Source organism: Cytobacillus sp. Hz8, from assembly GCF_042263505.1.
Lineage (GTDB): Bacteria > Bacillota > Bacilli > Bacillales > Cytobacillaceae > Bacillus_BE.
The window spans coordinates 171,334-184,693 of sequence record NZ_JBHKFI010000003.1; the positions used below are offsets into that span (position 1 = coordinate 171,334).

Sequence of the window (13,360 nt, forward strand, 5' to 3'; positions counted from 1 at the left end):
TGACACAATTGATAAAGTATAATTTAGAACAAGGAACACACATTAGGAGGAAAATTACTTGAAAAAAAGAGTATTAACGAAGGAGAAAATTGTGGAGGCCGCCGCCCACCTTTGTGAAGATGTAGGACTGTTTTCTTTAAATTTCAAGGTGCTTGCCGATTACTTAGGAGTCCGATCGCAATCCATTTATAATCATCTCCAAAATATCAATGAGTTAAAGCTAGAACTTACTTATTATTACTTAAGGGAATTAGAAAATACTTTATATAAAGCGCTAATTGGAAAATCAGGAGACGAGGCCATTATTGAATTTGCCTACGTATACAGAAATCACGCCTTAAAACACCCAGAACTTTACCAAACGATGACCATATTACCGCAACTAATTGATGTAAAAACCCTCCATAAAGGAACAGGGATGACATCCATTTTAAATCAAATCCTAAAATCCTATCAATTAACGGAGGATCAATTATTGGATAAAAATCGAAGCCTGAGAAGCCAAGTACATGGGTTTGTCTCGCTTGAATTAGCGGGATATTTCCAATCCAACCGGGAGAAGAATGAAAGTTTTGATGCCATGATTCAGGATTATTTAAAGGCTTTATAATGACATGGTTCAAAAATGAGCAGCCTCTATTCATTAACGAATAAAGGCTACTTTTTTGCAAACATCGCGACTTAATTCAAAACATCGCATCTTTTTAATAAACATCGTGACTTTATTTTAAATCAACAATTGAACGTAAAAGAAGCGATTCATAATTGGATTGGAAATGGCTTCAAAGAACCCCAAAAGAAATTTATTCAGAAAGTCATTGATCTAACAAAAACACATATCTATTCATTTAAGTATATTGGAGATACTAATTCCTAATGGACCTAAAAAAAGGGCAAAACATAGTAGACATGACTACTATATTTTGCCCTTTTTATTCACTAATGCGTCCTTGCTCCTAATCCCTTGTAGTTGGGTCGCTGATTGAGTTTGAGGACTCAGGAATTTCATCATAAACTTTTGTATCGACGTCGTTTATGGAACCATCTGCCAGCCCTTTGAATACTTCATATAACGGCACCTTTACGGTCTCTTTTAACATACCAGCCTGCTTCTGCCCGAGTGTCTGACTTTGTCCTTTAATTTCAATCAGCATAATCGCTGTATCATTTAAAGCAAAAGCACCAAGCGCCGTTCCGGGGAGATTAACCTGCGGATATTTTTGGACCGCGCCAAAATGCGAATGGCCTCTTTGCAAAGCGAGCGATGACAAAGCATTAACCTGCTTGCCCAGCTTTAAAACATCAGCATCCACTTCAAACTGCTTGCCTGTAAATGGATCTGTATAAGGGTCTGCCACTACAGCAGCCAGCTGGACCGGAACCGAACGGTCATCTTCATCAGTAACCGTGTTAAATCCGCGATGGTGAACATCTACATAAACATCTGGCTTAAATTCCTTAAACACACTGCTGACCGTCCTAGCTTCAGCGGTGACGAAAAGACCGCCATAATTACTATTATTGGTCGCTTTATTATTTAAAAATTGAGCGACTGTGTCTTTATTGGTGTTTTCTACCTTGAAATCTAAATTCGGATTATAGTCTCTATTTTGGTCATAACCTGGAATTCCATATACAACTCGTCCTTCATTTGCCTGACCACGCTCGCTTCCATCAGCGTTATAATACCATGGAGCTTTTGTATCGACCGGCAGACTGATGTTTTGCGGCAGCCATGTCTGGTGGGTATAACGGGTTGGATACCATTTGCCTTCATATTGGTTATCGGCACCTTCCGGATTGATTCTCGGCATGATCCAAATCGATACTTTATCGAGAATGTCGTTGATTTCCTGCCCGCCGCTTGAAAGCTTTTGAATGATATCAATAGCAGCCTCTGTCCCGATCTGTTCATTCCCGTGGATTTGAGTCGTAATCAAAATCCGCTTTTTATTTGGGTCGGCATCACCAAATTTTACCACATAAAGAGGAACTCCTTTATCATCTTCTGTCTTGTACCCATCGGGCGCTAAATTGGAATATCCGGCAATATCCAATTTCATTTTTCCCTTTGATGATGCTTCCAGCTTCTGAAGAGTCTCGGCTAGCTCTTCATTTGACATATAGCTGGATAAAGAAATATTTTGCTCGCCCTCGACATAAGGTCCGTTCGGTATTGATTGCGGATCTGCGAAGGCAGCTGATGATACGCTTGCAGTCAGTACTAGCGCTGTTGGTAAGATGACTTTTAAAAACTTCTTTTTCATAAAATCCCTCCTTTGTTTATCCCAAATTTTAAATGATAGAATAAGAAAAGAAAACAGAATTATATTTATTTTTAGAAAATTAAGTCTTTTTGGTGTATCTATTTTATGCGAACAAGGAATAAGATACTAATGAAAAAAGGAATTATAGGGATATTTTCCCTATTACAAAACAAACACAAATAGCCCTGGGATATTTCAGGGCAACAACTACTTATTATGCTGTAGCTAGATAAAAGCACCTTTATTTTATCTAGGCTAAATAGGTGTGCATTAATTAATAAGTGTCTCTTATATCTGGTTCGAACAAGGCATTTGATATTTGCGTTGGAGAAAACTCTTTATTTAGGGGTAGCGTCAGGAAAATGCGGATTTACAACGATTAAAAAAGTCCAACTACTCCTTAAATTACTAGAGAAATTAAGCTTTTTCATTACTTCATTAAAGCGCCCTTTTCTGGAACAATTTTATTAACACTTCATCTGATTTTTGATTTTGTTTTCCATAGTGGTACCTGAAATTCAAAATCGTTTCCGTACCCAATCGGAATCTTGAACATTTGTTCCCCTATTACGTTCTAAAGCATTTTTAGCTATAGTCTAATTTTCTTGACGTTTCGGAATATAGGGTAGTAAAAGGATAGCTGTTACCAACCGCAATAAGATGTAAATATATGTTACCTTTTACTTCATTAGGTTTGTTAAGAGGATTGTTTTCTGTTAGGTAATGAAGGTGGTTGTTCCATCCAGTTATTTTTATTCATTATCTTTACACCCTCCGCAGCATATATTCCAGTTTCTGCTATTAAACGGGTATATGTTATAGTTAAGTCACCCCTAGAACTCCTACTTAGACCTGTACCATAAAATTGAATTCCGCCTTGAGTAAGTGCGGTAGTATGAAACATCATCAATTTATCTGAAAATGGTGAATCCGTTGAATCAGTGATTTCCAAATCCGAAAACGTTGGTGAAGGAAGATCGTCTTCATGGAGTAAGTCACTGAAATTACGTACATGTTTTTTAGCTATTTCTTTTCCTCTGATCATATAATCACGAACTTTAGGAGAACTAGCCACTTGACTAAATCCTGTTAACAAAGACGAACCTATTATATTTCTTGTTAAGTTAAAGAAAATTTGTGTAATTTCAATTGCATTCAATGGTCTATGATTTCCAATCCAATCGTTAAAATAACTTTGCTTGTTAATAAATTCAATTTTTCCTTATGTTGGAATTTGAGGAGCTCTTACATAGATTCCTTTTGCTAACATTAACTCTGTGGATTTTTGGAAAAGTTCAATAATAGAGGCCGTAAGTTCTGAATAAAAATTTCGGATATCTGAACGTGAACTATCACCCAAGGAAAGGGCATCAATGGTCATTCGATACCTTGCCGAATGATTAACGTAAATTAACATAAAGATATCAGAAAACAATCGAGGTGCGGTTTTAATTACATCTTCATCTGTAAAACCTTGCGGAACAGGACGATTATCCATTTTATAAAATTCCGAGATAGTTTTTAAATGTTTTTGAGTTAAATCTAAAGCATATTCAAAAATTGGCTTCATGTTCTTATCCTCGTTTTTTTCAACAAAATATTGAAGAATACATTTGAACATACTATCGTCCATGAATGTAAGCCAAAGATTTCCTAATTCTGCCGAGGTTAATTTGGGATTATGTTCTGTCTCTTGTGCAATTTTCACCATGTTGTTGTGCCATTTTTTGAATTTAATTATATTATTAATCTCCTCCATAGAAAATATTAGACAATTTAAGTAAAGTGCCCCAGCAACCTTGAAACGATTTGCTCTATAAGAGCTGTAGGTTGGAAAAAAGTTTGACCATAAATAGGCCAGAAACATTGATTGATATCAAGCTGCCTAATATTTGGTTTTAAAATAAAGATTGATCAAAAATATGCTCTAATTTTATGGTTGCAAAATCAATGATAAATTTGTAGATTGGCCGCAACGCTTGATAAAACCAATAATATCAAGGATTTTAAACCTTTTAATATCGCATCTTTTTTTAAAGCATCGCGACTTTATTTTGAAGCCAAGGAGACGTGATAAAATATGGATCCAGTAATTGGCCTGTATATTGCGAAAGGAGAAAGCCAAGTTCAAGCGCCTTTTTAGAAAAAAAAAACTTTTAAAAAAACGTTATATCGCAGTCATTTAATAAGTTTGGATATGTACATTAAGATGCTTCTTCAACAAAAAGAGCACTTAATCATGCTTGAAAAAGAGATAGATGACTTAGCACAAACGTTTGAAGAATATAAGCTAATTTGATCTATTCCTGGTATTGAAAGTAAAATCACAGCTACCATCATTTCAAAAATTGGTGAAATTGAGCACTTTAGTCACCCTAAAAAAAGTTGCTTATTCAGGTATTGATCCAAGAATATTTCAATCAGGAAAATTCAAGGCCACAATAAATCGCATTACAAAAAGGGGATCTACAAGGCTAAGACAAGCGCTATATACAGCAGTTCAGTGTGGATTAACCAACAATTGCAATTCTAAAATTAAAGAGTTTTATGACAAAAAAAGAAGTGAGGGTAAGCCTCACAAAGTAGCGATAACAACAGAATACAGGAAAATAAATAAAATAAAAACCGAACAGAAAGGAAGGCTGTTCGGTTTTTATTTTATTAAACTCAATAAGACTCTTTTAACGTTCGTTTTAAAAATTCCTTTGTCCGCTCTTGCTTTGGATGAATAAAGATTTGCTCTGGACTTCCCTCTTCCGCAATAACCCCTTTATCCATAAAGACAACCCGATCGGATACATCCTTGGCAAATTCCATTTCATGTGTCACGATTAACATTGTAAGGCCACTTTCTGCAAGCCCCTTCATGACCTTTAGGACTTCTCCAACCATTTCCGGGTCAAGTGCTGATGTCGGTTCATCGAACAGCATAACATCCGGCTCCATGGACAAAGCTCTAGCTATAGCCACACGCTGCTTTTGACCACCGGATAGTTGCTTAGGTTTAGCATTTACATACCGATCCATTCCGACCACTTTCAAATACTTCATGGCGATCTTTTCCGCCTCATCCTTGGATCGCTTTAGCACCTTAATTTGTCCGACCACGCAATTGTTTAACACATTGTGATTTTCAAACAAATTAAATTGCTGAAATACCATCCCCAGTTTGCGGCGATACAAAAATAGATCACGCTTGTCATCCAAAATGTTTTCCCCTTGATAGATGATTTGTCCGCCACTCGGTTTTTCTAATAGATTGATACAGCGAAGCAGGGTCGATTTACCAGAACCGGAGGAACCGATGATACTGACTACCTCTCCTTTATTCACTGAAAAATCGATATCCTTTAATACTTCGTGTGCTCCAAAGGATTTATTTAGATGCTGAATATCAATGACTTTTTCCATGCTCTCTCCTCCTTTCCTTCATTATCTTGCTGGTTGAATCTCATCGTTTGTCATGGTGTAATTTTCCGGTCCTTCTAGCTTTCTTTCAAAATAAAGCAGGATTCTTGTCACAATGAAGGTCATGACAAAATACAAAATACATGCGACAAAGAAGGATTCAAAGTATCTAAAATTATTTCCTGCCACAGATTTCGTTAGGAAATACAGTTCTGATACTGAAATCACATTCAGAACCGATGTATCTTTAATATTAATCACAAATTGGTTCCCTGTTGCAGGCAAAATATTTCGCAGCACCTGCGGCAATACCACATTCATCATCGTTTGAAAATGATTCATCCCAATCGCTTGTGCCGCTTCAAATTGACCTTTATCGATAGATACAATTCCTCCGCGAACAATTTCCGCCATATAGGCTCCGGTATTAATAGAAACTACAATAAGCGCCGCAACTAAAACATTCATATCGATATTAAATGCCAATGCGGAACCGTAATAAATGACCATGGCCTGTACGATCATTGGGGTTCCACGGAAAAATTCTATATAAATGGATAGAATAATATTAATGACTTTAAGAATAAACTTTTTCATTCCTCTATCAGGGACAGGAATGGTTCGAATTACCCCTGCCAACAATCCAATAATCGCACCGAGAATGGTTCCAATTAGAGCAATAAAAAGCGTCATCCCTGCTCCACGCAGAAACATTGGCCAATTTTCTGAAATGATTCTGACAATCCAATCGAAGCTCATCTTTCTCCTCCTCCATCATCATGAAACCGGCTGTAATTACAGCCGGCCTAAAAAATCATTATTTGGCTGCTGGCTGATTTTTAATCGCAGCATCCATAATTTCGGTCTGTTGTTCCTCTGAAATGCCTTTTAAAATTTCATTGATTTTTCCTTTTAAGTCACTGCCTTTTTGGATTCCAACCGCAACGGCTGTATCATCCGCTGAAGTTTTAAACCCATCTTTAAATTCAACCATGGCAAAATTCTCATTCGCACTAGATGCACTAACGGCTTCAGGTCGTTCTGAGACATAGCCATCAATAATTCCTGATTCTAGAGCCACCCGCATAGCTGGGAAATTATCCATTGCCTTTGCTTTCTTTACCCCTTTAATTTGATCAATCACGGAATAGTGGAAAGTATTCAACTGAGCGGTTACCTTTGCCCCTTTAAAATCTTGAATAGATGTAGCCTTTTCATACTTGCTTCCTTTTTTCACAACCATTACTAAATTGGACTTGTAATAGTTATCTGAAAAATCGATCGTCTTTTTTCGTTCCGTTGTCGGTGACATCCCTGCAATAATGGCATCAATTTTGCCAGAGGTTAAGGCAGGCACAAGTCCATCCCATTCCGTCTTCACAATCACTAATTTTTTCCCTAAACCATCTGCGATTTTTTTCGCTATTTCTACATCATAGCCCCCTGCATATTCTGAAGCTCCAGCGATTTTCACGCCGCCATTGGAATCATCGTTTTGTGTCCAGTTAAATGGAGCATAGCCTGCTTCAAGCCCCACCTTAAATGTATTTTCATCAGCCGATGCCGATTTAGAACTATCACCTTTCCCACAACCTGCTAATAATACAATGACTGAAAGCATTAATACGAAAAATAATGATGCTTTTTGTTTCATGATCGTCTTCTCCTCCTGATTTTTGACCGAGGACATTTTTTCCACAACAAAAAGCGGCCTGAGGTATACTCAGGCCGCATTATAATAGAATGCCCCGAAACCCTCTCTTTTCCCAAATGAGATAGCACAACTCAGAAAACCGGGTAGTCTCCTGAGACAGTCCTGCAGTTATTCACTGCAGACCCAGCAAGTAATACTGAGAATATTACTCACTTCGGCAACATTTCCTTCTCCTTAGAATCATAGCCCTCTCAAGCTCCGCTAAAGACTGTTAAACATCGCGCCTCTACCTCACTAGTAAAAAGTGAGGTTCGTTATTAGATTATATTATTAAGGCTACCTTATACTGATAAATCTGTCAACCTAGTATAATAATTTGGATGAATTTGGATATCAACGTCATACTAGTATTACTACCCTTTTATTAAAAGATTTTCTCACATATTTTGCACAAAGGAATTATATTTTTAATAGAGGATTTTGCACAAATATTCATTGAATTCACGAATAAATTTTATTTTTTTAGAATAAATGTGAATCAGCCACCAACTTGGATAAGAATAATAATTTCATTAACAAAAACAAATTTTTATTTCTTCTTTATTTTTAATTAGAATTACTTTAGGCTTATTAAAACACCATTACAAATCTCAATAAGAAAGAAGGGCTTCATTATATGATCAAGTCAAAAAATCGTAAATTCAGATATTTTCTATTCCTTTTTTTAACCCTTCTTCTCGTCGCTGGCATTTATACTATTACAAAAAATGCAACCCGTCCCCAACCAAACAAGGATAAACCCATTACCTCTACGCCTAAAGCCAATGAACCGAAAGACCAAGCCAATGACGTAAATGATTTCATTCGTAACACTTTCACCTTATCTGAAGGTGGAAAATTGGTCAATCTTCCATTCATTTCCGGGAAAACGCAAAGAACTGAAGTATCAGGCACATGGGGAAAGCCTACCCAAATTACGAAAGCTGAGGATAAGAGCTATGAGGAGTATACCCAGCACCATGTTGTTTTAGGGTATGAAGGAGATATCTGCAATGATATTCGATCATATGATTCCAAGCTACAATCCATTCGTTACCATAATATTCTAAAAGTTGGCGGTGATCCTGACGAGGTTCGGTACTATAAGGATGAAACACATGACCAAATCATCTTGGTATATCATGTCACACCTGCCTATGATTTAAAATGGATAATGCCAAAACCAACTACTCAGGAACCCAATCCAAAGGCTGATCACATTTCACTATATACTGAAGTAGCCCGACAACCTTCACAACAAACAACCAATCAGCCTAAAACGATATCAGAAACCATTGCGAAGATGAGCTTATCGGAAAAAATCGGGCAAATGATAATTGCTGGCATTTCAGGTACGAGCATGAACGCAAGCACCAAAAGTTTAATAAAAAAAGATAAAGTTGGCGGAATCATCTGCTATGCTGATAATTTGGTAAATCCTAAACAAACTGTTCAGCTCATCAACCAGATGAAGATCGAAAATCAAGCAAATCCTTTACCACTTCTGTCTAGTGTAGACCAAGAAGGGGGAAAAATCGAAAGACTTCCCGGAGGATTAACCTCTTTTCCAACCAATAAAAAAATTGGAGCCATCAACAACTCGTCGTTTTCTTATCAGGTTGGAACTCTTTTAGGAAAAGAATTAAAAGCATTTGGCTTTAATTTGGACTTTGCACCTGTTCTTGATATAAATAGTAATCCAAAAAATCCTGTTATTGGTGATCGTTCTTTTAGCAATAATCCCTCTATTGTCAGTAAGCTAGGGATTCAAACGATGAAGGGCATTCAATCGCAAAAGATCATCGCAACGATTAAACATTTTCCAGGGCACGGAGATACATCCGTTGATTCCCATCTAGATCTTCCAATTGTTTATAAAAATATGACGGACTTAAATAAGCTGGAACTCGTTCCATTTAAGCAAGCCATAAACAGTGGAGCCGATGTCGTGATGGTCGCCCATATTTTGCTTTCAAAATTAGATTCGGCCTATCCGGCTTCTATGTCTAAAATAGCCATCACAAATATCCTAAGAAAACAACTCCATTTCGATGGCGTTGTGATTACGGACGACATGACGATGGAGGCCATAACAGATCATTACGCTATTGGCAAAGCTGCTGTTGAATCGGTCAAAGCAGGCAGCGACATTATATTAGTGGCACATGACTATAACAAAATCTCACAAACCATTACCTCCCTAAAATCAGCCGTTCAAAAGGGAGAAATCTCTGAACAACGAATAAACGAAAGCGTCAGGAGAATTATTCAGTTAAAGAGGAAATATCAGATTAGTGATTCAAGAGTGGGGAATGCCAATATCACAGAAATTAATCAAGAAATTAATCAGTTATTAAAGAAATATGTAAAATAATATGTAGGATTGAACCAAACAGAAGTACCCTTTCTCTTGATGAGGAAGGGTACTTCAAATTAATTTCCCTATTACACAAACAAACTTAACAACAGAATAAACCCTAACCCACACACCGACAAAATCGTTGATAGCAGCGTCCAAGTTCCAAAGGTCTCTTTCATATTCAAGCCAAAGTATTCTTTAATCATCCAGAAACCGGCATCATTTACATGAGAACAAATAGAACTGCCTGCCCCAGTGGCTAATACAACTAAAGCTAAATTGACATCGTATGCACCGAGCATTGGAATAACTAAGCCTGCAGTTGACAAGGCGGCTACCGTTGCAGATCCTAGGGATATACGGAGAATGGCAGCAACAATCCATGCGAGTAATAGCGGTGACATAGAAGTTCCTTTAAAAATTTCTGCTACATAATCACCGACCCCACCATCGATTAATACTTGTTTGAAGGCTCCACCACCGCCAATGATTAAGAGCATCATCCCGATGCTTGCGATGGATGCAGAACAAGAATTCATTAGAGTTTTGATCGGTATCTTTCTTGCTACTCCCATTGTAAAGATTGCCAGTATCAAAGAGAGGACCATGGCAGTTGAAGCGTTTCCAATAAAGGCAATGAAATGTAGAAAAGCATTATCTTTCATCCCAACGGATTCTTTTACCATATCAATGACAGTTGCAATCGCCATAAGAATAACAGGGAACATAGAGGTTAACACACTAACTCCAAATCCTGGTGTTTCTTCTAATTTAAATGTTTTTTGTTCCCCCAATGAATCAATATTTCCTGTTTTATTAAAGGCATTGGGAACAATTTTTTTAGCAAGCTTTGTAAATAAAGGTCCTGCGATAATGACTGTAGGAATGGCCACAATAATTCCATATAATAAGACCGTTCCAATATCTGCGCCATATTCACCAGCGACCGCTGTTGGACCTGGATGAGGAGGTAAGAAACCATGTGTTGCCAGTAATGCGGCAGCCATAGGAATTCCGAGATAAACAATAGAAACCTTTAATTGTTTGGCGATGGTGAATACAATAGGAATTAATAACACCAACCCAACTTCAAAGAATAAGGCAATTCCAACGATGAATGAGGCTACGACAACAGCCCACTGAATATTTTTTTCTCCAAATTTATGAATGAGGGTCATAGCAATCCGCTGGGCTCCACCAGCATCGGCAATTAATTTACCCAGCATTGCTCCAAGCCCAAATATTAATGCAATATGACCAAGTGTTCCCCCTAATCCGGACTCAATCGATGCTACTACCTTATCAAGCGGAGTTCCTAGTGCTAAAGAAGTAGCGAAGGCAACAATAATTAACGAGACAAAGGTGTTCAGTTTTAAACCCATAATTAAGATCAATAAGACAATTATGGCGATAGCGACAATAAATAATGGCATAATAATCCTCCAAAAGAAAGTCAGAATGTTTTTTTGTAAGCATTAACTATAGTTTTGAAGATTTCTAAGATCGTCTTTTCAATGATGAAAGTATAATTTTGGCGGGTGAACCCATTCTCTTCAATCGTCCTTGAAGAGAATAAGTTCTTGTTATTTAGTTTTTAACTAATCATTTTTCTTTTGCTAAAGCATCCATACCAGCTTTGATTACTTCAAGAATTCGCTCAGTGTCATATATGCTTCCACGCCATGTACCTCCACTGACTGCTTGAAGTGCTGCCCATAGCCGAGTATCATCTGGGAGACCTGGCTCAGGTTTTAAATCTGGATGAGGTTCACGGGCTTCCAAAACTTTAGCAGCTTCTTCATAGGATAATCTATCATTCTCTGTTCCTATGAAATTAATCGAACCTACTAATTGGTTCCTGTCCACAATCATTTCAATGACATCCCCATCACGTAATTTCCCAATTGGGCCACCTGCCAAAGCCTCTGGACCAACATGCCCAATACATGCTCCTGTTGAAACCCCTGAGAAACGGGCATCTGTTATTAAAGAAACATATTTCCCAAAGGATAAGTGTTTCAAAGCAGAAGTTAATTGATAGGTTTCCTCCATTCCCGTTCCAGAAGGTCCTCCACCCATGACAACCATCATATCTCCAGCCTCAATTCCTCCTGTCTTAATCGCCGCAATTGCCGCTCTTTCAGAAGTAAAAACCTTTGCTTTTCCGGTATGACGATACACTCCATCTTCTCCAACAACGGATGGATCGATCGATGTTGATTTTATGACAGATCCTTCAGGTGCAATATTTCCTTTAGGGAATGTAACTGTTGACGTAAGCCCTCTTTCCTTTGATTCAGGTGGACTCATAATCACATCGTTAGGTTCAATTCCATCTACCTCTTGCAGACGTTTTTTACATTCCTTGCGTCGTTCAGATGTTTCCCACCAATCGAGGTTTGCTCCAAGGGTTTCACCTGTTACGGTTAACACATCTTCATGCAAGAGGCCTAATTTTCTTAGATGAAGCATAACCTCAGGCACACCACCAGCCAAGAAGGCACGAACAGTCGGATGGTTCACTGGTCCATTCGGAAGAACACTTACCAATCGAGGAACCTTTTTATTAATTCTTTCCCAATCCTCTACAGTCGGAATGTGGCAGTTTGCAGCATGGGCAATCGCTGGGATATGTAGAAGTAGATTAGTTGATCCTCCAAATGCAGCATGAACCACCATTGCATTTTCAATGGCTTTGTCTGTAATAATATCTTCCGTGGTGATTCCCTTTTTCTCCAATTCCATGACTGCTCGTGCGGATTGTTTTGCAATCTCTTCCCAAATAGGTTGACCTGAAGGCGCCAATGCAGAATGAGGCAAGGCAATGCCCAAACCCTCTGCCACGACCTGAGAAGTTCCAGCTGTTCCTAAAAATTGACAGCCTCCTCCAGCAGAAGCACATGCACGACAACCAAGTTCAGCTGCCTCTTCTAAGGAAATCTCATTATTGGCAAATCTTGCTCCAATCGTTTGAATCTTTCCTGCATCTTCACCTTCTATTGGTTGAAGAGTAGAGCCTCCAGGGACAATAATGGTAGCAAGGTCATGCATAGATGCAAGAGCAATCATCATCGCTGGGAGACCTTTATCACATGCGGCAATCCCGATAGCTGCTTTTCTTTTTGGCAATTGTCTAATTAAACGCCGAAGAACCATCGCTGCGTCGTTTCGGAATGGCAATGAATCAAACATTCCTTGTGTACCTTGTGAACGACCATCACACGGGTCCGTCACATATGCAGCAAATGGAACCCCTTCCTGATTTCGAACCTCTTCTGCTGCTGCTTTCATTTGCAGCCCTAATTCAAAATGGCCAGTATGTAGGCCTAGAGCAATCGGATTCCCATCATCATCGCGAATTCCTCCTAGGGTACTTAAAATAAGCACTTGTTTTCCAAGGAGTTTGGACGGCTCCCAACCCATTCCGGCTCCCAAAGTAAGACCGAAAATATCTCCACTTGGGGAATTTGCTAATAATTCCGGAGTTAAAGGAAGTGAACCTTTAGGTCCCTCTGCATGTGTTTGGATTTTATATATTGATTTTTCCTCTTCGCCATAAATTGTTTTGAGTGACATATTACCCCTCCAATGGACTGATTTTTTTGAGAGGCTAGAATGGCCCTCTTTATGCCC

Annotated in this window: 10 protein-coding genes, 1 pseudogene and 1 riboswitch; of the genes and pseudogenes, 3 read left to right on the forward strand and 8 right to left on the reverse strand. The window is 38.3% G+C overall.

Annotated features, from left to right (window positions below; all coding sequences use genetic code 11):
- Positions 1-58: 58 nt before the first annotated feature.
- Entirely contained in the window at positions 59-610 is a 552-nt protein-coding gene (locus ACE38V_RS05975; RefSeq protein WP_375840294.1) for a TetR/AcrR family transcriptional regulator, read from the forward strand.
- A gap of 346 nt (positions 611-956) precedes the next feature.
- On the opposite strand, the gene ACE38V_RS05980 is transcribed toward ACE38V_RS05975, so the two are convergent.
- From ACE38V_RS05980 to ACE38V_RS05990, 3 genes are all read right to left on the reverse strand, one after another.
- Complete coding sequence (locus ACE38V_RS05980) at positions 957-2,267, reverse strand: M14 family zinc carboxypeptidase (protein ID WP_375840295.1); 1,311 nt, start codon at positions 2,265-2,267, stop codon at positions 957-959.
- 697 nt (positions 2,268-2,964) lie between these two features.
- Positions 2,965-3,483 (reverse strand): DUF3231 family protein, encoded by a 519-nt coding sequence (locus tag ACE38V_RS05985; protein WP_375840444.1) that lies wholly within the window; start codon positions 3,481-3,483, stop codon positions 2,965-2,967.
- Positions 3,484-3,489: 6 nt separating this feature from the next.
- Positions 3,490-3,978, reverse strand: a complete 489-nt coding sequence (locus ACE38V_RS05990) for a DUF3231 family protein (RefSeq protein ID WP_375840296.1) — start codon at positions 3,976-3,978, stop codon at positions 3,490-3,492.
- A gap of 435 nt (positions 3,979-4,413) precedes the next feature.
- On the opposite strand from ACE38V_RS05990, the pseudogene ACE38V_RS05995 reads away from it, so the two are divergent.
- Positions 4,414-4,879 (forward strand): annotated as a pseudogene (locus ACE38V_RS05995) (transposase); the annotation flags it as partial.
- A gap of 55 nt (positions 4,880-4,934) precedes the next feature.
- Here ACE38V_RS05995 and ACE38V_RS06000 read toward each other — a convergent pair.
- Genes ACE38V_RS06000 through ACE38V_RS06010 form a run of 3 tightly spaced genes read right to left on the reverse strand, consistent with a single transcriptional unit; the run spans position 4,935 to position 7,329 of the window.
- Positions 4,935-5,678: an amino acid ABC transporter ATP-binding protein gene (locus ACE38V_RS06000; RefSeq protein WP_375840297.1), complete on the reverse strand. Its 744-nt coding sequence runs from the start codon at positions 5,676-5,678 to the stop codon at positions 4,935-4,937.
- A 21-nt stretch (positions 5,679-5,699) separates the two neighbouring features.
- Complete coding sequence (locus ACE38V_RS06005) at positions 5,700-6,434, reverse strand: amino acid ABC transporter permease (RefSeq protein ID WP_375840298.1); 735 nt, start codon at positions 6,432-6,434, stop codon at positions 5,700-5,702.
- A 58-nt stretch (positions 6,435-6,492) separates the two neighbouring features.
- Positions 6,493-7,329: a transporter substrate-binding domain-containing protein gene (locus ACE38V_RS06010; protein ID WP_375840299.1), complete on the reverse strand. Its 837-nt coding sequence runs from the start codon at positions 7,327-7,329 to the stop codon at positions 6,493-6,495.
- 114 nt (positions 7,330-7,443) lie between these two features.
- A riboswitch (Lysine riboswitch) is annotated at positions 7,444-7,626 on the reverse strand.
- Between the two features lie 379 nt (positions 7,627-8,005).
- Between ACE38V_RS06010 and nagZ the strand changes: the two genes are divergently transcribed.
- The gene (nagZ, locus tag ACE38V_RS06015) at positions 8,006-9,742 is read left to right on the forward strand and encodes a beta-N-acetylhexosaminidase (protein ID WP_375840300.1); all 1,737 of its coding nucleotides are present in this window, start codon (positions 8,006-8,008) and stop codon (positions 9,740-9,742) included.
- A gap of 71 nt (positions 9,743-9,813) precedes the next feature.
- Here nagZ and ACE38V_RS06020 read toward each other — a convergent pair whose 3' ends face one another.
- The gene (locus tag ACE38V_RS06020; protein ID WP_375840301.1) at positions 9,814-11,160 is read right to left on the reverse strand and encodes a GntP family permease; all 1,347 of its coding nucleotides are present in this window, start codon (positions 11,158-11,160) and stop codon (positions 9,814-9,816) included.
- A 169-nt stretch (positions 11,161-11,329) separates the two neighbouring features.
- Complete coding sequence (locus ACE38V_RS06025) at positions 11,330-13,303, reverse strand: YjhG/YagF family D-xylonate dehydratase (protein WP_375840302.1); 1,974 nt, start codon at positions 13,301-13,303, stop codon at positions 11,330-11,332.
- Positions 13,304-13,360: the final 57 nt, after the last annotated feature.